The organism is Streptomyces sp. WMMC940 (assembly GCF_027460265.1).
Taxonomy (GTDB): Bacteria; Actinomycetota; Actinomycetes; order Streptomycetales; family Streptomycetaceae; genus Streptomyces.
This window is the reverse complement of record NZ_JAPZBC010000001.1, coordinates 2,334,185-2,354,562: the sequence shown is the minus strand read 5'-3', so window position 1 is coordinate 2,354,562 and position 20,378 is coordinate 2,334,185. Positions and strand designations below refer to the sequence as shown.

Below are 20,378 nucleotides of genomic sequence, written 5' to 3'. Positions count from 1 at the left end.
GCCGCCGGGCCCGTCGCTCAGGGCTTCGCCGGCTTCAGCGCCTCGACCATCACCGCCCGCGCGATCGGCGCCGCGTCGCCGCCGCCGCTGATCTCGCCGCCCGCCGCCTCCGGGTCCTCGACGACCACCGCGACCGCCACGGCGGGGCGCGGCACGTCAGGGTGCTGCGCCCAGGCGATGAACCAGGCGTACGGCGTGCCCGCGTTGCCGACGCCGTGCTGCGCCGTGCCCGTCTTGCCGCCCACGGTCACCCCGTCGATGAGCGCTCGCGTCCCCGTGCCCCTCTCCGCCGCCTCGACCATCATCCGCCGCAGTTCCAGCGCGGTCGCCGGGAACATCGCTCGACGGTAGGAACGGCGCGGTGTCTCCCTGACCGTGTCCCCGTCCCAGGTGGTCGTGCGGTCCACCAGATACGGGTGGGCCAGCTCGCCGCCGTTCGCGACGGCCGCGGCGACCATCGCCATCTGCAGGGGCGTGGCCGTGGTGTCGAACTGACCGATGGACGACAGTGCCAGCTGGTCCACGCTCATGCGGCGGTCGAAGTTGGACGCCGCCACGCCGGACGGGATCCGCAGCGACTCGTCGTTGAAGCCGAAGCGGCCCGCCGTCTCCAGCATCCCCTTCAGCCCCACCTTCGCGCCCAGGTTCGCCATCACCGTGTTGCACGACCACTTGATCGCGTACACCAGGGACGCCTTGCGGCAGCCCGGCACGGGGTTGGGCAGCGTCGTCCGGGTTCCGGGGATGACGAACGGGTCGGGTGTGTCCGTGGGGGCGTCCGCGTCCGTGACCACCCGCGCCTCCAGCGCGGCCGCGGCCGTCACGATCTTGAACGTGGAGCCGGGCGGATACGTCTGCCGGATGGCCCGGTTGAGCATCGGATGGCTCTCCGCCCCGTTGAGCCGCCGCCACGCCGCGGTGACCTCCGCGCTGTTGCCGGACAGCAGCGCGGGATCGTACGAGGGGCTGCTGACGAGCGCCAGGATCCTCCCCGTGGACGGCTCGATCGCCGCGACCGCCCCGCGCCTGCCGTCGAGCCCCCGGTACGCGGCCTGCTGCATGGACGGCCGGATCGTGGTCAGGACCCTGCCACCGGGCTGCTCGGAGCGGGTGAACTCGTTCCAGAACGGCAGCGGGGCGAGCATCGGGTCGGTGCCCGACAGCACCCCGTCCTCCGCGTGCTCGAGCAGGGTCGTGCCGTACTTCTGCGAGGAGTAGCCGGTGACCGGCGCGTACAGGGGCCCGTCCGGATAGGTGCGTTCGTACCGCAGTTGCTCGCCGGTGTCCTTCGAGCCCGTGACCGGCCGGCCGCCGACGACGATGGTCCCGCGCGGTTCGTCGTAGCGCGCGATGGCCGATCGGCGGTTCGCGGGGCTGCCGTTGAGGCCGTCGGCCTGCAGCACCTGGACGCGCACGGCGTTCACGAACAGCGCGGCGAGCAGGAACAGGCTCAGTGCCGCCGCGCGCCGGATGTACCGCGTCATCGCGCGCCCTCCGCGGCGGGTCCCGGCGGATCCGCCCGCCCGGCCGCCTCCGGCGGGCCCGGGGGTTCCGCCGGACCCGCCGGCGTCCGTCCTGCCGGATACTCCGGATACTCCGGGCCTGCCGGACCTCCGGGGCCGCCCGGGGCCGCGGCGGGTGCGATCACCCCCGCCTCCACCGGTTCCGGGTGCGGCTCACGGGCCGAGTCGCTCAGCCGGATCAGCAGCGCCACGATGATCCAGTTGGTGACGACGGACGAACCTCCCTGCGCCAGGAACGGCATGGCCATACCGGTCAGCGGGATGAGGCCCGTCACCCCGCCCGCGATGACGAAGACCTGTACGGCGACGATCGCGGCGAGGCCCACGGCGAGCAGCCTGCCGAAGGGGTCGCGCAGATCGAGTCCCGCGCGGTAGCCCCGCGCCACCAGGAGCGTGTAGAGCAGGAAGAGCGCCGTCAGCCCGGCCAGCCCCAGTTCCTCGCCGGCCGTCGCCAGGATGAAGTCGGACTTGGCGGCGAAGCCGATCAGGATCGAGTGCCCGGCGCCGAGGCCGGTGCCCAGGACTCCTCCCGACGCGAAGGCGAACAGCGACTGGGCGAGCTGACTCGGCCCGTCGCCCGCCGCGATGGACGCGTACGGATCGATCCAGGACTCGACCCGGCTGCGCACGTGCGGCTCCAGGGTGCCGACGGCGAACGCCCCGACGCCCGCGAGCAGCAACCCCACCACGATCCAGCCGGTCCGGCCCGTGGCGACGTAGAGCATGACCACGAAGAGCCCGAAGAACAGCAGCGAGGTGCCGAGGTCGCGCTCCAGCACCAGCACGACCACACTGATCAGCCAGATGGCCACGACCGGACCGAGCACCCGGCCGGCGGGCAGTCGCAGAGGCCCGATCCGGCGGCCCGTGTGGGCGAGTGCATGGCGGTTCGCGGCCAGGTACGCGGCGAAGAACACCGCCAGCAGGATCTTGGCGAACTCGCCCGGCTGGAACGAGAGACCTCCGATCCGGATCCAGATCCGGGCGCCGTTCACCGCGGGGAAGAGGATCGGCACGATCATCAGGGCGAGCGCGGTGACGACGGAGAGGTAGGCGTAGCGCTGCAGCACGCGGTGGTCCCGCAGCAGTACGACGACCGCGATGAACAGCGCGACGCCCAGGGTGGACCAGATCAGCTGGGCCGGGGCGGCGCGGTCGGCCGGGGTCTCCAGGTCGAGGCGGTAGATGAGGACGAGACCCACACCGTTGAGGAGGACCGCGATCGGCAGCAGCAGCGGGTCAGCGTAGGGCGCCCGCAGCCGCACGGCGAGATGGGCGAGCAGCGCGAGCAGACCGAGACCCGCGCCGTAGGCGAGGGCGTCGGGCGGAACGGCTCCGCTCCTGGCCAGACCCACCTCGGCATAGCCGTGGACGGAGATGAGGACGGCGCACACGAGGAGCGAGAGCTCGACGCCCCGCCGTCGCGCCGGACGGGGCCGTTCGGGCGGGGGATCCTCCGCTGCCGTTGCGGTCATGCGACGCAACGTAGCAAGCAGGGATCTTATGTCCGCTTATCCGTGGACTTCGCTTGCTGCATGTCGGTGCCCGGGCCGGCATCCGTGCCGGGGACCGCCGCTGGGCCGCCGTCCGTATCGGGCGCGGCCCGCGACCCGGCGTCCGGGACGGGTGCCGCCGGGGATGCGTCGTACGTTTCGGGCGAGGCCGTGGCGCCGTCATCCGGGCGGTCGGCGAGATGCACGTACTCGGGCAGCGTCAGCCGGGCGAGCGCCCCGCCCCCCGGAGCGTTCACGAACTCCAGACGCGCGCCTATCACCGCCGCCTGGCCCACCGCGATCGTCAGACCGAGACCGTGGCCCTTGCCGCCCGACTCGGTACGGAACCGCTGCGGCCCGTGCTCCAGCAGGTACTCCGGATATCCCGCCCCGTGGTCCCGGACCGACACCACCGGTCCGTCCACGGCCACCACCACCGGCCCCGCACCGTGCTTGTGCGCGTTGGCGATCAGATTGCCGAGCACCCGTTCCAGCCGTCGCTTGTCCGTCTCGACGCTCGTGGCGCGGACGACCAGCAGATCCGTCTCCGAGCCGGTGGAACGCGCCATCCGCACCACCCGCTCGGTCAGCGGCGCCAGTTCATGGATGTCGAGGTCGACCGTCTCCCGGCCCGCGTCGAGCCGCGATATCTCCAGCAGGTCCTCCGTCAGCGCCCGCATCCTGCGCACCCGGTCCTGCACCAGCTCCGACGGGCGCCCCGGCGGCAGCAGCTCAGCCGCGGCGGACAGGCCCGTCAGGGGGGTGCGCAGCTCGTGCGCCACGTCGGCGGTGAAGCGCTGCTCGCTCAGCAGCTTGCCCTGGAGGGTGGAGGCCATGGTGTCCAGCGCGCCGGAGACCGTGGCCACCTCGTCCTCGCAGCGCGCAGGGTCCTTCGTACGGGGGTCGTTGACGCGCGCGTCCAGATCACCCGCGCTGATCCGCCGAGCCACCTGCGCGGTCAGATGCAGCCGGCGGGTCACCCGGGTCACCGAGAAGGCTCCCGCCAGCAGCGTCGCGCCGATCGCCAGCGCGGAGGAGCCGACGATGGCCCGGTCGAGGCCCATGATGGTCCGCGCGCTCAGCGTGTAGTCGATCCGCACCGCCAGGGCGCGGCCGTCCGCCGGGCCCGCGGCCCACATCGTCGGCCGGCCGTCGACGTCCGAGACCACCGTGCCGCGCTGTCCGCGCAGCGCCAGCGCCCGCAGTCCGGACGGCAGCCCCTGCGGGTCCAGGGCGCCGTACCGTCCCATCGGCTCGCCCGCCTCGTACGCCTCGGTCACGTCCTCCAGCCTCGACAGCGCCTTCTCGCGGGCCTGGTCCACGGTCTGGCGGGTCACCGACACATGCACCAGAGCACCGAGCAGCGCCGCCAGCGCGCAGCACATCACGGTGATGAAGACCGCGGCCTTCCAGGTGAGCGTGGCGGTCCAGGCGGGCCTGCGCAGCCGCGGGCGGCGCCGTGGCCGTCTGCGGCGGACCGGCGTGGTGCCGGTCATCGTGCGTCCGCCGACGACTCGGGTGCGGGCCGGGGCGGCTTGACCCGGACGATCTCGTCGCGCGCGGGGAGCATCGCCCGCTGCTGCTCGTCCCAGGACCATGCCGTGCGGTACTCATAGCCGGGAATGCCCGCGGACACGGCCCGCAGGATCAGGTCCCGGCCGGCGAGCTCGACGCTGACGATCGCCTCCGCGTCGGACATGATGCGCGTCAGTCCGCCCTTCTCCGGCATGTACACCCGGATCGCCGTCTGCTGCTCGGGCATCGTGATGCCGACGATCAGCTCGTCCTTCCCGTCACCGGTGAGATCGCGGTAGTACGGCTTCAGCACGGGGCACTTCGCCGGCTCCGTCCGGCACTCGCGGATCTGCCGAGCCGTCTGCTCGTAGAGCCCGTCGGGGCCGGTGACCCGGCCCGGGTGGGCGGCCACCTCCGCCTGGACGACGGCGACCGGGTCCACGGCGTGGACGTCACCGCCGGGAACCGCGACCCCGGGGACGTGTTCCGTGTCGCTCTCGCCGTAGTCGACCGGGGGTGCGGATATCTCCGGCAGTTCCGGCCACAGCCGCACCGGGCCGACGGCGGTCGGCGTCGCCCCGGCGCTCTCCAGTCCGCCCGCGTCGTCGCAGCCGGCGAGCAGCAGCGCGGTGGCGGCGGCGAAGGCGGCGAGCGCGGGGCGGGGGGTGCGATGGCGTGGCAACAGGAGTCCTGGGAGGGGTCGATTCGAAGGCGGCCGTCCCCCAGGGTACGGAAGTCCTTTTTGCCCTTTGCGGGGGGCCTGTGGATGTTTTGGGGTGACGCGTCCGTGCGGGCCCCGACGCTCACGGCCGGACGGGGCATTCGCAACGCGCCCCACGGCCCGCGACGCCGTACACCGCTGCCCCGTGTCCGGCCCGGCGCCCTTGCCGCAGAGGCTCACCCCGGCGGTCAGGAGTCCCGCCTGCCCGTGCCGACCCCGGCGGCGATGGCGCTCGCGCCGCAGCCGGACCGGCCCCGGCCTCGGTCCCGGGGGTCGGCACGGATGTGACGCCACGTGCCGCCGGTGCGAGTGGGCCGCGCGAGCGGCGTCAGGCGCGAGGGCGCAGTGCCGCGCGGCAGAGGGTGAGCAGGCGTTCGTCCTGCTCGATGTCGTGGCTCCCGGACCCCCCGTCCAGCACGTTGTGCCGCCGAGGCCGTGCGAGCTCCGCACGCAGCAGGGGCGCGGCCGGCCCCGCCGAGGGGCCCATCTCGGCGAGGCACTCGGCGATCTCGACCCGCCCGTAGCGGTTCTCCTCCCATGCGGTCCGCAGCACCGGCAGGGATTCCCGGGCCTCACCGGTGACCCGCCACAGCGCGACCGCCGCGTCCATCCGGAGCCAGCGTTCCGGCGAGGCGAGCAGGTCTCTGAGCGCGGGCGCCGCGTCGGCCGCCGGGCGGCCGATCGCGCCGAGCGCCGCGGCGGCGGCGCGGCGCTCGTCCGGACCGTCCGCCGTGAGCAGTTCGCGGAGCACCGGCAGCACCGCGGCCGCGTCTCCCGTCGCCGCCCACAGCGCCCGCGCCGCGGCCGCGACGACCGACGAGGACGGGCGCGAGGACGCGCCGCCGAGCAGCCCGCGGAGCTCCGGCGCCGCCGGAAGGGCAGCGGTCCCGAACGTCGTGAGGGCACGCAGCGCCGCCTCGGTCACCCATTCGCCGCCCGGCGCAGGTGCGCCGCGCAGCACCCGCAGCACCTCGGGCAGCGCCTCGGCCGCCCGCACGCCGGCGATTCCGGTCAGCAGTGGTGCCGCCCGGTCGTAGAGCTGCTCGTCCAGGGCGACCTCGCCGAGCCGCCGCCGCAGCACCGGCACGAGGGGCGCGGCCCGGTCGCCGAGGTACGGCACGGCGAACGCCGCGTCGCGCGGCGGATCAGGCTGCTCCAGTGCGCGGGCGAGCGCCGGGACGGCACGCGCGTCACCGAGCCGGGCGAGGGCGACGAGCGCGCGACGGTCCGCCGGCCGTTCCCCGTCCGCGGTCCTCACCCGCTCCGCGAGCGCGTCGGCCGCGGGCAGCGCCAGCCCGAAGAGGCTCTCCAGGAGGCTGGCCGCCGCACCGTGCAGCAGTGGATCGGGGTCGTCGAGCTGCGCGCCGACGAGCCGTACCACCTCGTCGTACGGCCCGCGCCAGGCCCGGATCAGCCCGTGGCACATCCACACGGCGTCCGTGCGCTGGTCAGGGTCGGCACTGGTCAGCTGGCCGGTGAGCAGCGCGATCCGGTCGTCGACGCGGTCACCGAGCGCGGAGTGGAGCGTCCGCAGCAGGTCGTCGGCCCAGGGTGCGCCCGGCCCGCCGTCACCTCCCGCCGCCTCTGCCCGGGACCCCGCCCCCGGCCCGGAGCCGGCCGCGGAGCAGGCCGCGGCCTCGTCCGTGGCCCGCAGCAGCGCGGTCGCCGTCGACGCCACGTCGTCGGGCAGGAGGCCGGGCGCGCAGCGTGCCAGCTGGGTCAGCGCGGACAGCCGCAACCCGGGCGGCCGGTGGGGGGCGAGCAGCGTGGTCAGCCAGTTCACCGACTCGGCGCGCAGCGGCTCGTGGCGCAGCGCGATCCGCCCGACCGCCTCGACGAGCGCGAGCCGTACCTCCGTGTCCCGTTCCCCCTCCAGCCGGTCCCTCAGGAGGGCCAGCACCCGCGCCGGGTCGCCGTGGAGCATCGCGAGGGCGCACGGCGCCGCGAGCCGGACTCCGGCGTCCGGATCGCCCAGCAGCCCGACGAAGACGTCGGCCCCCGCGGCCACCGCGGCGGCGGCCATCGCGTAGTTCGCGGCGTCCTCGAACTCCTCGTCCTCCGGGTCGAGTTCGTCGTCGTCGAGGTCGATGCCGCCGATGCTGGTCAGCAACTCCACGATGGCGCCGCGGTCCTGCACCTCGGGGCTGGCGACGAGTTCCAGGAGGAAGGGGATGCAGGCCAGCGTGGAGTCGTACACGTCGCCCTGGTGGTGCACCGCGGTGTACATCCCGTCGAGCGCGGACTCCCGCTCGGCCGGATCCGCGGAGGCGAGCGCCCTCAGCAGCCCCGGTACGTCGTCAGCCGGACCGTACGCATGCCCCATCGAGGCCCAGTCGACCTCGTCCATCCCCGTGAACACGCCGTTCCCTTCCGTGAGCCGGATGCCTGGGGAGAGTGTGCACCAGGACGGCGACAACCCACCCCGCGCAAGTGAGCCGGATGAGCGCGTTCGTCGGACGGGCAGCGGGGTGTGCCGGCCTCGTGGGGCATCGCCGGTCCACGGTGACCGGCGAGGTGAGTGGCATCGTGGCCGGTGGAGTCGGCCGGTGGAGTCGGCCGGTGGAGTCGGCCGGTGGAGTCGGCCGGTGGAGTCGGCCGGTGGAGTGGCCGGTGGAGTGGGGCGGGGTGGAGGTGGGGGAGGGGCAGGACTGCGCGTCACGCCGGAGGGTGCGTACGGGCGTTCACGCCCCCTCGTCCTTCTGTCGGCAGTCCGGCGGGTGCCGGCGCCCCCGAACTCCGGGGGCGCGTAGGGCCCGCAGCCGCGCACGGACGCAGGAGTGCGCCCCGGCCGAACCCGGGCGCACGAGCGCGCCCGCAGCCGGCGATGCGGCCGCGGGCGTGACGGTGCGGTGCGGGCGTGACGGCTCAGCGCAGGTTGTCACCCCAGCCGCTCTGCAGCATGGTCTGGAAGGCCCACCGCCCGTCCCGTTTGATCAGGACGTCCGCGTACCGCAGGTGCTGGGTCGTGTCGCCCGCCGTCATGGTGGAGTCGGTGAAGACGACCACCATCGCCGGTCCGAGGAAGACGGGCGTGCGCACCGACTCGAAGGCGATGTCCTCGGACCCGTCCCCCATGACCTGGGTCATGGTCCGGACGAACTGCTCGCGGTCCCACTGGGCGGCGGCGCCGCTGCCCGAGGAGTCGTCGCTGACCAGATTGAGCGGGAAGACGGCCATGTCCGCCATCCGCTCGATGTCGCGGCGTGCTGCCGCCGTGTCGTACTCGGTGAACCACGCCTGGATCGAGGCGAGTTCGTCGGGGGTCGGGAGATACCCGGTGTCGGGAAGCTGGGGCACACACGCTCCTTCGTGCAGGCGAAGCTAGTCAAGTTTGACTAATGGAGATCGTATCCCCGACGGAGCCTTTGGTCAAACTTGATTGACGAGGTCGTCCCGGAGCCGATGGACCGTGACGACGGTGTGCCGGGTGGTGCCCCGCTCGACCTCGGCCACCAGCCCGGGCTCCACCGCGCTGTACGGCACCTCGCCGATGCCGATCGCCGTCGCCGTCCGGGGCGCCCCCTCCCGGTGCTCCGCCGCGCGGCCCGCGAGCAGTCGTCCCGCGCGGGAGCGCAGGGCGGGCGGCAGCGGGCTGGACACCACCGGGGTGTCGTCGTCGGGGAGCACCAGGACCAGTGCGGCCGGGCGGGCCGGTGGGCCGGTGAAGCCGGTCACCGCCGCGTCGTGCACATCCGTGTGGCGGAGTTTGCGCCAGTCGCGGGCGCCGGCCCGGTACGGCCGGCCCAGGTGCTTCACCACCAGCCCCTCGATCCCCGCCGCCGGCAGCGTCTCGAACCAGGTCGCGGCGACCTCGGGGTCCGTGGTCATCGGCACCGGCTGGAGGGGTGGCCCGAGGGGGTCGAGCAGAGCGGTCAGCCGCTGCCTGCGCCGCTCGTACGGAGCGGGGCGGAGATCCTCGCCGGCCTCCGCGAGGAGGTCGAACGCGGCGTAGGACGCGGGCATCCGGCGGGCGAGGAGCCCGGCCCGCGCCGCGGTGGCGGCCGCCCGGCGCTGCACGGCGGCGAAGTCGATCCGCCCTCCGCTCCAGACGACCACCTCGCCGTCCAGGACGGTGTCGTCCGGCAGGGCGAGCGCTGCCGCCGCGAGGTCGGGGAAGGCGGTGGTCACGATGCGTCCCGAACGGGCCTGGAGCACGGCCGTGCCGTCGATCTTGAAGATCAGCATCCGGTGGCCGTCGAACTTCGGTTCGTACGCCAGCCCCTCACCGCGCGGCAGCGTGGCCACCGGCTCGGCGAGCGCGGGCTTCATCGGGGGCCGCAGGGCCCCCCGGGCGGGGGTCACGGCAGCGCGCCCGCCGCGGCGGGGTCGGCCAGGGGCGCGAGCAGGTCCCCGTACCGGTCGAGCCTCGCCGGGACGTCGCCCAGACGGAGGACCAGGTCGTCGGGCGACCCGCAGCCCTCGACCTCGTCCCAGGTGACGGGTGCGGACACGGTCGGCTCGGTGCGGGCGCGCAGGGTGTAGGGCGTGGCGGTGGTCTTGGCCGCGGCGTTCTGGCTGTGGTCGACGAAGACCTTGCCCGGCCGCAGGGCGCGCGCCATCCGGTGCACGACCAGCTCCCCGAGCTCCGCCTCGGCCTCCACGGCCAGGCCCTTGGCGTATGCCGAGACCTCGTCGGACGGGGTCGGCTCCAGTGGCACCAGAAGGTGCAGGCCCTTGGAGCCGGAGGTCTTCGCGTACGCGTCCAGACCGTCGTCGGCCAGCCGCTCCCGCAGCCACAGCGCCACGTCGCAGCACTCCACGACGGTGGCGGGAGCCCCTGGGTCGAGGTCGAGGACCATCCGGTCGGCCCAGGCCGGCCGGTCCGCCTTCCACTGGGGCGTGTGGAACTCCACGACCAGGTTCGCCGCCCACATCAGGGACGGCAGGTCACGGACGACGACCTGCTCGCCGGTCTCGCGGGAGGAGCGCGGTACCTCGGCGACCTCCACCCAGTCGGGGGTGCCGGGCGGCGGGTTCTTGGTGAAGAACAACTGGCCGTCCGGGCCGTCGGGATAGCGGAGGAAGGACAGCGGCCGGCCGCGCAGATGCGTGAGGATCGCGTCCGCGATCGTGGCGTAGTAGTGCAGCACCTCGCCCTTGGTGGTCCCGGTGGCCGGATGGAGCACCTTCTCCAGATTGCTGAGGGCCAGACGCCGCCCCTCCACCTCGGTGATGGGCGTCATACGATGAGAATCCCATGAATCCCGATATATCGGATGAAAGGGATGAAACGTGCGATCCATCTGGAACGGTGCGATCTCCTTCGGGCTGGTCAGCATTCCGATCAAGCTCGTGAACGCCACGGAGAGCCGCTCGGTCTCCTTCCGTCAGATCCACACCCAGGACGGCGGGCGCATCCGGTACCGCAAGGTCTGTGAGCTGGACGACCAGGAGGTGTCGCAGGCGGAGATCGGGAAGGCGTACGAGGACGCGGACGGGACGATGATCCCCATCACGGACGAGGACCTCGCCTCCCTGCCGCTGCCGACCACGAAGACGATCGACATCGTCGCCTTCGTCCCGGCCTCGGAGATCGATCCGCTCCAGATCGACGGCGCGTACTACCTCGCGGCGAACGGCGTGCCCGCGGCCAAGCCGTACACGCTGCTGCGGGAAGCCCTCAAACGGAGCAAGAAGGTCGGACTGGCCAAGTTCGCCCTCCGGGGGCGGGAACGACTGGGCATGCTCCGCGTCGTCGACGACGTGATCGCGATGCACGGTCTGCTCTGGCCCGACGAGGTACGCCGGCCGGAGGGGGTCGCACCCGAAACGGACGTCACGATCCGCGACGCGGAACTCGACCTGGCGGACGCGCTGATGGACACGCTCGGCGACGTCGACCTCGACTCGCTGCACGACGACTACCGGCAGGCGGTGGAGGAGCTGATCGCCGCGAAGGCGGAGGGCGTCGAACTGGAGCCCCAGCCCGCGCCGGCGGGCGGCGGCAAGGTCATCGACCTGATGGCCGCACTGGAGAGCAGCGTGCGGGCGGCGAAGGAGGCCCGCGGTGACGAGGCGGCGGAGGTCTCCGCGCCGGTCACGGAGCTGAAGCCGCGCAAGAAGGCTGCGGCGAAGAAGGCCGCGTCGAAGGAGGCGGCGAAGAAGACGGCCGCCGGACCGGCGGCGAAGAAGACGGCGGCGAAGAAGACGGCCGCGGCCAAGTCGTCGAAGACGGCGTCCTCGAAGTCCTCGGCCAAGAAGACGGCGGCGAAGAAGACCGCCGCCAGGAAGCGCGCGTCCTGAGAGCTCCGTGGCGGCGGGCCGGGGCACCGCCTCGGGCCACGGGTGCCGGACCGGCTCGTCCAAGGTGCGGGCGATCCGGCACGGTCACCCGGACCGTGCGCCCTTTCGGGTTACGGGTGGGGCGCCGGGGCCGGTGCTCGTCCCGGGTGCGGGTGCCGAGGAGACCGCCACCCGGCTGTGGACGCTCCGGCGCGGGGGCCCGGCACGGTCACCCGGACCGTGCGCCCTCCCGCTCCCGGGCCCTCCCGCTCCCGCTCCGGACCCGCTCCCCGGTCCCGGCGGTGCACTGCCCTTCCAGGAGAACGACGCGCTCGGCCGCGGCCACCCCCGCCGCGGCGTCCGCACTACGCCTTTCGGCCGATGCGTAACACCCCCACGCGGAGCAGGCGTTGAGGGAGCATTGACAGCCCAAAACTGCCCGGCTACTTTCGGCCCAGGCCGAAAGTGCCGGGCTCTTCGCTCGTTTCCCCAGGTCCCCAGGGCTTCCGGAGGCCCCCATGAAGACAGGGTTCAAGCGCGCCACCGTTCCTCTCGCACTGCTCACGCTCACCACGCTCACGGTCGCCGGATGCGGTGGCGACAGCGGCGCCGAGTCCAAGAAGGTCACCGTGTGGATGTACCCGGTGATCATGGATCCGAAGGCCAATGCGGCGTACTGGGACGGGATCGAGAGAGGGTTCGAAGCGAAGGAGAAGGGCGTCGACCTCAGCATCGAGCAGTTGCCCTGGGAGAACCGCGACCAGAAGCTCGCCACCGCCTTCGGCAGCGGCAAGGGCCCGGACGTGGTCCTGCTGGGGCCCGACCAGATTCCGCAGTACCAGGCGAACGGCGCGATCCAGCCGGTCGACCGGGCCATCCAGGAGGCCAGGAGCGCCTTCCGCCCGAGTGCCCTGGAGGCCATGAGCCAGGACGGCAAGGTCTACGCCGCCCCGATCTACCACACCGTCACCAGCACGCTCTACAACAGGAAGCTGCTGGAGAAGGCGGGCATCTCGGAGCCGCCCACGACCTGGGACGCCATCAGGGCCGCGGCCCCGAAGCTGAAGCAGGCCGGCGCGTCCACGCTCGACTACTCCGCGAGCAACGAGGCCTCGCTCAACATGAGCTTCTACCCGCTGCTCTGGCAGGCGGGCGGCAAGGTCTTCGACGACGGCGGCAAGAAGGCCGCCTTCAACGGCCCCGAGGGCGTCGAGGCGCTGTCCTTCCTCGTCGACCTCTACAAGAGCGGGGCCGTGCCGAGGTCCGCCATGAACAACGCCAACCTCTTCACCGACCAGGCGCTCGGCAAGCAGCAGGTCGCCATGGGCTACACCAACACACCCGCCGACGCCGTACTGGCCGAGAAGGCGTGGGGCAAGGGCAACGTGATCGTCGGCCCAGCCCTCACCGGGCCCGGCAAGCAGGTCTGCTTCGGCATGCCCGGCGGGCTCGGCATCAACGCCAGGTCCGGGAACGTGACGGGCGCCGAGAAGTTCATCGCCTACATGGTCGAGCCGGCGCAGATCGAGTCCATGGGCAAGGCCGGCGGCTTCTTCTCCCCGCGGACCGACGTGACGGTCCCGAACGACAGCACCTACGCCAAGGAGTACCAGGAGGCGCTGAACCACACCCACCCGGGTGAGCCGAATCCGGCGGCGCGTCAGCTGATGGCGCTGATCAGCCCGGAGATCCAGGCCGCGCTGACCGGGAAGAAGAGCCCCAAGGCGGCTCTGGACGCGGCAGCCGCCGAGGCCGACGAGCTGCTGGCGCGTCAGCGTTGAGAAGGACCGTCACCGACGAGATCGCCCCGGACGAGGGTGACGGACTGCCCGGAACGAGCGGCCCACCGCCCGGTGCGAGGGCCACCCGCCCGGGGGACCGGAGCGGCCCCGGCCGCACCGCCCCCGGGTCACGGAGCCGGATCCTGCGGCGGCGCGAGGCACTCGCCGGTCTCGCCTTCGTGGCGCCGATGCTCATGCTGTTCCTCGTGTTCCGCTTCGGGCCGACGCTCGGAGCGGCGTTCCTCTCCGTCACCAACTACCGGCTCAGCGGGGAGTGGACGTTCATCGGGGCCGGGAACTACACCCGGCTCCTCGGCGACGACCTGTTCTGGGAGAGCCTCGGCGTCACCGCCGTCTACACGGTCCTGTACGTGCCGATGACCGTCGCCCTCGCCCTCGGCACCGCCGTCCTGCTCCACCGCACGCTCTGGATGCGCGGCTTCTTCCGCGGGCTGTTCTTCCTCCCGTACGTCACCAGCATCGTGCTGGCCGCCGTCATCTGGAAGTGGATCTACGAGGTCCAGGACGGACTGCTCAACGCCTCCCTCGGCGCCCTCGGCGTCGGCCCCGTCGACTTCCTCGGCAGCGAGTCCCTGGTCCTGCCGTCCATCGCCGCCGCCTCGGCGTGGAAGGGCTTCGGCTACTCCATGCTCATCCTGCTCGCCGGACTCCAGTCCATCCCGCGCGAGGTCACCGAGGCCGCCACCATCGACGGCGCGAGCGGCTGGCAGCGCTTCCGCTGGGTGACGGTGCCCCTGCTGCGGCCGGTGCTGTTCTTCGTCCTCGTCATCGAGGCGATCCTCGGCTTCCAGGTCTTCGACGCCATGTACGTCATGACGGCAGGCGGCCCGGTCCGCGCCAGCTACTCGCTCGTGTACTTCCTCTACGACTCCGGCTTCAAGTTCTTCGACTTCGGCTACGCCAGCGCGGTCGGCCTGGTCCTCTTCCTCGTCGTCCTCGTCTTCTCGCTCGTCCAGCGGAGGCTCATCGGAAGGGATGCGGACTGATGGCGACCCCCTCCACATCCGCCGAACGGTCCGCGGCCCCCGGGACCTCGGCCGCGCCCCCGGCCGGGACGGCGCGGGCCCCGCGGCCTCCGGTGGCCCGGCTGGGACTGCCCGTGCTGCTCGTCCTCGTCGCCGTCGTGACCGTCACGCCGTTCGCCGTCATGGTGCTGGTGGCGTTCGCCCCCACCGGCGGCCGGACCCTCCCGGGCGCCTTCGACGTCACCCGCGCCACGCTCGCGAACTTCACGGACGTCCTGGAGAACGCCGACATCACCCGCTGGGCCGTCAACTCGCTCGTGTACTCGATGGTGTCGGTGCTGCTCATCCTGCTGTTCTCGTCCATGGCCGGCTACGCCTTCGCCAAGAAGCGCTTCCCCGGCCGGGAGGTCCTCTTCTGGTCGTTCCTGGCTACGCTGATGGTGCCGTTCCAGGCCACCCTCATCCCGTACTACATCCTCGTCTCGGAACTAGGCGGCGTGGACACGTACTGGGGCCTGATCGTGCCGACGCTCGCGAACTCGCAGGCCGTGTTCCTGATGCGCCAGTTCATCGTGCAACTGCCCGACGAGCTGTTCGAGGCGGCGAAGATCGACGGCGCCTCCGAATGGCGCATCTACACGACGGTCGTGGTGCCCCTGATCCGGCCCGTGCTGGCCACGCTGGGCGTGTTCGTCTTCCTGTGGCACTGGAACGACTTCCTCTGGCCGCTGGTCATCGGCCAGTCGGAGGAGATGCGCACCCTCACCGTCGGACTCGCGACCCTGGAGGGGGAGAACGTGGCGATCAACCAGATCATGGCGGGAGCGACCATCACCGTCATCCCCTGCCTGCTCGTCTTCGGGCTGCTCCAGCGCTATCTCACCGACTCGATCGCCACCTCCGGACTCAAGTCGTGACCCGCGCCGGCGACGATCGCCGAGGCCGCCGCCCGCTGTCCCGGCCCGGTGCCCGTATGACGGTGCGTCACCTCGGGTGCCTCGTCACTCACCGAGCCCGGGCGCACAACCGCATCGCCTGCGGTTCGGGCGCCGTCCTGCTCGGTCCCCGCACCGGACTGCGCCGGGTGCTGCCGGCCGACCTGGACGAGCCGGACCGCACGCGGATCTGCACGGCACCACGGACGCACTGCTGACCGGCTCCCGGCCGTGACCGCGCCGGACCGGCCCGTCCGGTGCGCCGTCGCACGCGGCTCTTCCGTCGTCGGGCGCGGCTGCGCGGGTCAGACGCCGAGATCCCCGAACGCCTCGATGGCCCGTAGTGCGTCCGCCTGTGGCATCCCGGGCGGCTGTACGCGCAGGACCAGCCCGTCCGCACCCATCTCCGCGTAACGGCCGATCCGCTCCCGGCACTCGCCGGGCGAGCCGATCACCGAGCGGGCCGCGATGTCGTCCCACTGCTGGGCATAGCGGGCCGCGTCGGCCGAGGTGCGCTTCCAGTCGCCGTACGCGTCGTACAGCCCCCGCAGCGGCCGCTCCAGCGCGGCCCGCGCCCGCTGGGTGGTGGCGGCCGCGTACCCCTCACGGCAGACGATGACCTCGGCGCCCAGCGAGGCCGGACCCTGCGGGTACGACCGGTAGGCGCGGATCTTCTCCGGCAGTTCCTCGTCCGTCTCGTTGAAGGACGTGGTCCAGCCGTCGCACATCCGGGCCGTGCGCTCCAGCGCGGCGGGCACCCGGCCGCCGTTCCAGATCCGGGGCCTCGGGTCCTGCACGGGCCGCGGCGACAGGTACGCCCCCTCGACCCGGGTCCAACGGCCCTCGAACGTCACCTCGTCCTCGGTCCACAGCCGGGTGAGCAGCTCCAGGCACTCCTCGAAGCGCGGCACCCGCTGCTCCGGCCGGGTGCCGTACAGGGCGAACTCCTCGGGCCGGTAGCCGAGGACGAACCCCGCGGTGAGCCGGCCGCCCGACAGGACGTCGATGTGCGCCAGCGTCTCGGCGAGCCACACCGGCTGGTAGACCGGCGCGATCAGCCCGGCCGTCGCCAACCCGATCCGCTCGGTGTGCGCGGCGAGATAGGCCAGGGAGGTGAGCGCCTCGTGGTAACCGGGCCGGTGCAGATGGCGCTCGCCCAGCACGACCCAGGCGAACCCGGCCTGTTCGGCGAGGCGGACCTGCTCCACCGCGTCGGCCATCCGTGGCCGATCGGCCTTGTCGGCATAGAGATTGACGTAGAGGCCGAGGCGCATCGGAGTGGAATCCCTTCCTTTACGGTCCGGACCGTAAAGGCTAGCGTAGCGGGGACGACCGCGACAGACAGGAGAGAACGCCCATGTCCTCCCCGGACCTGCTGGTGCGCCGGCTCCGCGGCACCGTTCTGCCCGCGGTCGCAACGCCCATGGACGGGCGGGGAGTCGTCGACCTCGCCGCACTGCGCGGCTACGCCGGGCACATCGCCGGCCAGCCCGTCGGCGGGGTCGCCGTCTGGGCGCACACGGGCCGCGGGCTGCACCTCTCCGAGGAGGACCGCCGCCGGGTCCTCGCGGTGTGGCGGTCGGCGGTGGACGGGCCGGTCGTTGCCGGCGCCGGCGTGCCGCGGTCCGTGCGGGCCGGGCAGCCGCGCGAGGCGATGGACGCCACGGTCGCGATGGCCGTGCAGGCGGCCGAGGGAGGCGCGGACGCCGTCATGGTCTACCCGTCGGCCCTGCTGGCCGGTGACGAGGACGCCGCCGTCGCCCTCCACGAGGAGGTGGCGGCCGCGAGCGGGCTTCCCGTGCTCGGCTTCTTCCTGCACGGCGAGGCGGGCGGATACCCCTATCCGCCGCGGCTGGTCGGCAGACTCCTCGGTCTGCGCTCCGCGGCCGGCCTCAAACTCGCCACCCTGGACCGGGCGATGGCCTGCCAGGACGCGATCCGTGCGGCCCTGCCCACCGGGAAGCTCGTCGTCACCGGTGAGGACCGGATGTTCGGGCCCTCGCTGATGTGGGGCGCCGACTCGGCGCTCGTCGGCATCGCCGCGGCCCGCGTACCGCTGACGACCGCGGTGCTGGACGCCTGGCGCGCGGGTGACCACACCGCGTTCGTCCGGGCATCGGCGCGGCTCGACGCCTTCGCCGAGGCCACCTTCCTCGACCCCGTCGAGGGCTATGTGCAGCGCATGCTGTGGGCTGCGGTCTGGGAGGGCGCCGTCCCCGAGGAGGCGGCGCACGATCCGTACGGTCCGGACCTGCCCGATGCCGAGCGCCGGGCCGTGGTCGACTGCCTGGAGGCGCTCGCGAAGGAGCCGGACGTGCTCCGCTGAGTGTGCCGGGCCGCCCGGCGGCCGGGGGAGCGCCAGGCCGTGTACGGAGGTTCTTCGGCAGGCGGGACGGCCAGGGAGAGGAGCGGTACGGCGGACGGCAGTGGATCGGGCCGGCGGGTCGGGCCCGGCGAGCAGGACGGGAACCGGCCCCGGGCCCGCCCTCCCGGGCGCCCTGCGCCGTCAGACGGGGACCTCGAGGCCGAACAGCTCCGCGGCGTTCCGCCACAGCACCCGGTCCAGCTCGGCCGGGGTGAACCCGGCGTCCCGCAGCACACCCAGCGACCAGCAGGGGTCGATCAGCGTCGCGTCCGTGCCGAACAGCATCCGCTCCACCGGCACCCCGGCCTCGCGCGCGTAGGCGACCCGGCCCGCGTCGGCGGCGGTACGGCAGTGCTCCAGGTACAGTCCCTCGCACGAAGCGGCGGCGTGCGCCGCCTCCCGCCACGCGTCCCCGCCCGCGTGGCCCATGACGACTCGCAGTCCCGGGCGCGCGGCCACCATGTCGGGCAGCTGGGTGACCTCCCGCCCCCAGGTGTGCAGCAGCAGCGGTACGCCCGCCTCGGCGACCACGTCGAACGCCTCGGCCATCTCCCGCGAGCCGGGCAGCCGCCCCGGATAGTGCGTGTGGATCTTCGCGCCGACGAACCGCCCGGAGTCCAGACAGCGGCCCAGGTCCGCGGCGCTCTCCTCGATCCGGTTCGGGTTCACCACGGCATACCCGTACAGGCGCGGCCGGGACGCCAGCTCCTTCATCAGCGCGGCGTTGCCCGCTACCGCGTCGTACACCACCGCCTCGGAGGCCGACACCAGTTGGACGTCGATGCCGTACCGGTCCATCAGACGCAGGTTCTCGTCCGCGTCGCCGCAGGTGAGGTGGAACTGCCAGCGGCCCACATGGGCGTGCACGTCGACGATCGGCATCAGCTCAGCAGCTCCTCGATGTTCCTGGTGGCGATCGCGTCGCGCTCGTCGTCGGAGATGTCCGCGTAGCGCAGCCGCAGCGTCAGCGGCGAGATGTCCATGAACGGGGTGCGCGAGCCGAAGACCAGATGGCGCGCCCCCACCGAGTGCACGACTCGCTCGACGGAGTCGGGACCCGACAGCATCCGTGTCGTCACCCGGAACCCCGGCTCCTCACGCGCCATCAGCAGGAAGTCCGCCAGCAGATACGCGTGCAGGTCCAGGAAGACCACATCGACCCCGCGGTCCATCAGGGGCGGGCCGTAGCGGCGCGGGTCGCCGTCGTGGAGCAGCACCATCCCGCGCGCCAGGGCCAGGTCGACGACGTGCCGGTAGCCGGGGAAGCCCGGCTCGGCGGCCTGCTCTACGGTGAACAGCCGCAGGAAGCGCACTCCGGCGGCCGCCAGCTCGTCCAGCCGGTCCTCGGCGGTCATCGCGTCCCGGACGTCGACGGTGCCCACCGGCAGCAGCTCCGGGCAGTCCGCGAGGTCGCGCAGAGTCTCCTCGTTGCCCGCCCGGTCGTCGAAGAGCGGCCCGCGGGTGGACAGTGCGAGGGCGCCGCACACGGGGGAGCGGTCGAGGCGCCGGCGCACCTCCGTGAGCGTGACGTCCCGATGGTGCCGGGGCCAAGTCCCGTACAGCACGTCCACGTCCCAGCCGACCTGCTCCCGTGGCGAAGGCGTCAGCCAGTCGTACGCGGGCGGCCGGTCGTAGTCGGCCGTCGTGCTCGTGCTCATCGCGCTCCCACCTCGCCCAGCGCCCGGGCGATCCGGTCGACGTCGTCCTCGGTGTAGGCCTCGTTCCACTGAAGCACCAGCAGCGTACGGTCGATCAGCTTCTCCGCCCGGGGACACGGGCCCGCCGGATGGCCGGACAGTGCCGGATTGGCGTACAGCGGCCGTTCCAGATAGCCCGGCAGCGCCGGTACGCCCGCGGCCCGCAGGTCCTTCGCCCAGCGGGAGTTGTCGTCCACGAGCAGCGGCATCACCCACCAGGCGTGTCCGGTCCGCCGGGACGGCAGACGGACCTGCGAGGACGGCCCGAGCTCCTCGACGGCCGCCGCGAACCGCTCGGCGCGCTCCCGCCGCACCCGCACGACCTCGGCGACCCGGGTCAGCTGGACCCGGGCGACCGCGGCGACGAGCTCCGTCATCCGGTAGTTCAGCCCCATCGTGCGGTGGATGCGGCCCTCCGCGCGGTCCCAGCCCTTGTCCATGAACAGTCGCATCCTGCGCGCCAGTTCCGGGTCGTCCGTGATGCTCAGACCGCCGTCACCCGCCGTGATGTGCTTGTACTGCTGGAGGCTGAAACAGGCGATGTCGCCGACGGTGCCGAGCAGCCGGCCGTTCTCGTCCTCGCCCAGCCACGCCTGCGCGCAGTCCTCGATCAGTGGCAGCCCGTGCCGGTCGCAGATCTCCCGCAGCCGGACCACGTCCGCGGCACCGCCGAAGAGATGGACCGCCACGACCGCCCGGGTGCGCGGAGTGATCGCCGCCTCCACGGCCTCCGGGTCGAGATTGCCGTCGTCCGCCCGCACGTCCGCGAACACCACCCGGCCGCCCTGGGCGAGGACCGGCGCGACCGTGCCGAAGTCAGAGATCGGGGTGGTGACGACCTCGTCGCCGGGGCCCACCCCGGCGGCCGCGACCGCGAGATGCAGCGCGGCCGTGCCGGAACTGGACGAGACGGCCTCGGCGCGCCCGTACAAGGCCGCCATCTCCGTCTCCAGCGCCCTGGCCTCCCGGCCGAACGCCCCGCACAGGACCGCCGAGTCGAGGACCCGCAGCACCGCGGCGCGCTCCTCCTCCCCGAAGGTCCTGCCGCGCGGTTCGAGAACTGTGGGCAGTGGCATTTCCCGTCGCGGCATCGGGGGATTATCCTCTCGGCAGCACACGATTATGGCCTGGGCCGAAACC

General features: G+C 73.0%; 18 protein-coding genes. 6 read left to right on the top strand and 12 right to left on the bottom strand.

Annotation, left to right across the window (positions count from 1 at the left end):
* Positions 1–17 precede the first annotated feature (17 nt).
* The 8 genes from O7595_RS10185 to ligD form a co-directional block, all read right to left on the bottom strand.
* On the bottom strand, positions 18–1,484 hold the full coding sequence (locus O7595_RS10185; RefSeq protein ID WP_269728390.1) for a penicillin-binding transpeptidase domain-containing protein: 1,467 nt from the start codon (positions 1,482–1,484) through the stop codon (positions 18–20).
* Positions 1,481–2,998: an FtsW/RodA/SpoVE family cell cycle protein gene (locus O7595_RS10180; RefSeq protein WP_269728389.1), complete on the bottom strand. Its 1,518-nt coding sequence runs from the start codon at positions 2,996–2,998 to the stop codon at positions 1,481–1,483. The genes O7595_RS10185 and O7595_RS10180 overlap by 4 nt, the downstream gene beginning before the upstream one ends.
* A 26-nt stretch (positions 2,999–3,024) precedes the next feature.
* On the bottom strand, positions 3,025–4,512 hold the full coding sequence (locus O7595_RS10175) for a sensor histidine kinase (protein ID WP_269728388.1): 1,488 nt from the start codon (positions 4,510–4,512) through the stop codon (positions 3,025–3,027).
* Complete coding sequence (locus tag O7595_RS10170; protein WP_269728387.1) at positions 4,509–5,213, bottom strand: hypothetical protein; 705 nt, start codon at positions 5,211–5,213, stop codon at positions 4,509–4,511. The genes O7595_RS10175 and O7595_RS10170 overlap by 4 nt, the downstream gene beginning before the upstream one ends.
* A 367-nt stretch (positions 5,214–5,580) precedes the next feature.
* On the bottom strand, positions 5,581–7,611 hold the full coding sequence (locus O7595_RS10165) for a HEAT repeat domain-containing protein (RefSeq protein ID WP_269728386.1): 2,031 nt from the start codon (positions 7,609–7,611) through the stop codon (positions 5,581–5,583).
* A 506-nt stretch (positions 7,612–8,117) separates the two neighbouring features.
* The gene (locus tag O7595_RS10160) at positions 8,118–8,549 is read right to left on the bottom strand and encodes a nuclear transport factor 2 family protein (RefSeq protein ID WP_269728385.1); all 432 of its coding nucleotides are present in this window, start codon (positions 8,547–8,549) and stop codon (positions 8,118–8,120) included.
* A gap of 72 nt (positions 8,550–8,621) precedes the next feature.
* Positions 8,622–9,521 (bottom strand): ATP-dependent DNA ligase, encoded by a 900-nt coding sequence (locus O7595_RS10155; RefSeq protein ID WP_269732442.1) that lies wholly within the window; start codon positions 9,519–9,521, stop codon positions 8,622–8,624.
* Between the two features lie 29 nt (positions 9,522–9,550).
* On the bottom strand, positions 9,551–10,435 hold the full coding sequence (gene ligD / locus O7595_RS10150) for a non-homologous end-joining DNA ligase (RefSeq protein ID WP_269728384.1): 885 nt from the start codon (positions 10,433–10,435) through the stop codon (positions 9,551–9,553).
* Between the two features lie 49 nt (positions 10,436–10,484).
* On the opposite strand from ligD, the gene ku reads away from it, so the two are divergent.
* The 5 genes from ku (at position 10,485) to O7595_RS10125 (ending at position 15,394) form a co-directional block, all read left to right on the top strand.
* Positions 10,485–11,495: a non-homologous end joining protein Ku gene (gene ku, locus O7595_RS10145; protein ID WP_269728383.1), complete on the top strand. Its 1,011-nt coding sequence runs from the start codon at positions 10,485–10,487 to the stop codon at positions 11,493–11,495.
* A gap of 497 nt (positions 11,496–11,992) precedes the next feature.
* Complete coding sequence (locus O7595_RS10140) at positions 11,993–13,255, top strand: ABC transporter substrate-binding protein (protein ID WP_269728382.1); 1,263 nt, start codon at positions 11,993–11,995, stop codon at positions 13,253–13,255.
* Positions 13,252–14,262 (top strand): carbohydrate ABC transporter permease, encoded by a 1,011-nt coding sequence (locus tag O7595_RS10135; protein ID WP_269728381.1) that lies wholly within the window; start codon positions 13,252–13,254, stop codon positions 14,260–14,262. Before O7595_RS10140 ends, O7595_RS10135 begins: the two co-directional genes overlap by 4 nt.
* On the top strand, positions 14,262–15,158 hold the full coding sequence (locus tag O7595_RS10130; protein WP_269728380.1) for a carbohydrate ABC transporter permease: 897 nt from the start codon (positions 14,262–14,264) through the stop codon (positions 15,156–15,158). Before O7595_RS10135 ends, O7595_RS10130 begins: the two co-directional genes overlap by 1 nt.
* 56 nt (positions 15,159–15,214) lie before the next feature.
* Positions 15,215–15,394 (top strand): hypothetical protein, encoded by a 180-nt coding sequence (locus tag O7595_RS10125; protein WP_269728379.1) that lies wholly within the window; start codon positions 15,215–15,217, stop codon positions 15,392–15,394.
* Positions 15,395–15,481: 87 nt separating this feature from the next.
* On the opposite strand, the gene O7595_RS10120 is transcribed toward O7595_RS10125, so the two are convergent.
* Positions 15,482–16,450, bottom strand: a complete 969-nt coding sequence (locus O7595_RS10120; RefSeq protein ID WP_269728378.1) for an LLM class flavin-dependent oxidoreductase — start codon at positions 16,448–16,450, stop codon at positions 15,482–15,484.
* Between the two features lie 83 nt (positions 16,451–16,533).
* On the opposite strand from O7595_RS10120, the gene O7595_RS10115 reads away from it, so the two are divergent.
* Positions 16,534–17,502, top strand: coding sequence for a dihydrodipicolinate synthase family protein (locus tag O7595_RS10115; protein ID WP_269728377.1), 969 nt, complete (start codon positions 16,534–16,536; stop codon positions 17,500–17,502).
* A 180-nt stretch (positions 17,503–17,682) separates the two neighbouring features.
* Here O7595_RS10115 and O7595_RS10110 read toward each other — a convergent pair whose 3' ends face one another.
* From O7595_RS10110 to O7595_RS10100, 3 genes are read right to left on the bottom strand one after another with little or no spacing between them, the layout of a single operon-like run.
* Positions 17,683–18,423, bottom strand: a complete 741-nt coding sequence (locus O7595_RS10110; RefSeq protein WP_269728376.1) for an amidohydrolase family protein — start codon at positions 18,421–18,423, stop codon at positions 17,683–17,685.
* On the bottom strand, positions 18,423–19,199 hold the full coding sequence (locus O7595_RS10105) for a hypothetical protein (protein ID WP_269728375.1): 777 nt from the start codon (positions 19,197–19,199) through the stop codon (positions 18,423–18,425). Before O7595_RS10105 ends, O7595_RS10110 begins: the two co-directional genes overlap by 1 nt.
* Complete coding sequence (locus O7595_RS10100) at positions 19,196–20,329, bottom strand: DegT/DnrJ/EryC1/StrS family aminotransferase (RefSeq protein WP_269728374.1); 1,134 nt, start codon at positions 20,327–20,329, stop codon at positions 19,196–19,198. Before O7595_RS10100 ends, O7595_RS10105 begins: the two co-directional genes overlap by 4 nt.
* Between the last annotated feature and the right edge of the window lie 49 nt (positions 20,330–20,378).

What these genes read in the sequence shown, in the direction of transcription:
- O7595_RS10185 (WP_269728390.1), bottom strand. Translation starts at nt 1,484, where the DNA reads ATGACGCGGTACATCCGGCGCGCGGCGGCACTGAGCCTGTTCCTGCTC.
- O7595_RS10180 (WP_269728389.1), bottom strand. Translation starts at nt 2,998, where the DNA reads ATGACCGCAACGGCAGCGGAGGATCCCCCGCCCGAACGGCCCCGTCCG.
- O7595_RS10175 (WP_269728388.1), bottom strand. Translation starts at nt 4,512, where the DNA reads ATGACCGGCACCACGCCGGTCCGCCGCAGACGGCCACGGCGCCGCCCG.
- O7595_RS10155 (WP_269732442.1), bottom strand. Translation starts at nt 9,521, where the DNA reads ATGAAGCCCGCGCTCGCCGAGCCGGTGGCCACGCTGCCGCGCGGTGAG.
- ligD (WP_269728384.1), bottom strand. Translation starts at nt 10,435, where the DNA reads ATGACGCCCATCACCGAGGTGGAGGGGCGGCGTCTGGCCCTCAGCAAT.
- O7595_RS10140 (WP_269728382.1), top strand. Translation starts at nt 11,993, where the DNA reads ATGAAGACAGGGTTCAAGCGCGCCACCGTTCCTCTCGCACTGCTCACG.
- O7595_RS10130 (WP_269728380.1), top strand. Translation starts at nt 14,262, where the DNA reads ATGGCGACCCCCTCCACATCCGCCGAACGGTCCGCGGCCCCCGGGACC.
- O7595_RS10125 (WP_269728379.1), top strand. Translation starts at nt 15,215, where the DNA reads ATGACGGTGCGTCACCTCGGGTGCCTCGTCACTCACCGAGCCCGGGCG.
- O7595_RS10120 (WP_269728378.1), bottom strand. Translation starts at nt 16,450, where the DNA reads ATGCGCCTCGGCCTCTACGTCAATCTCTATGCCGACAAGGCCGATCGG.
- O7595_RS10115 (WP_269728377.1), top strand. Translation starts at nt 16,534, where the DNA reads ATGTCCTCCCCGGACCTGCTGGTGCGCCGGCTCCGCGGCACCGTTCTG.
- O7595_RS10110 (WP_269728376.1), bottom strand. Translation starts at nt 18,423, where the DNA reads ATGCCGATCGTCGACGTGCACGCCCATGTGGGCCGCTGGCAGTTCCAC.
- O7595_RS10105 (WP_269728375.1), bottom strand. Translation starts at nt 19,199, where the DNA reads ATGAGCACGAGCACGACGGCCGACTACGACCGGCCGCCCGCGTACGAC.
- O7595_RS10100 (WP_269728374.1), bottom strand. Translation starts at nt 20,329, where the DNA reads ATGCCGCGACGGGAAATGCCACTGCCCACAGTTCTCGAACCGCGCGGC.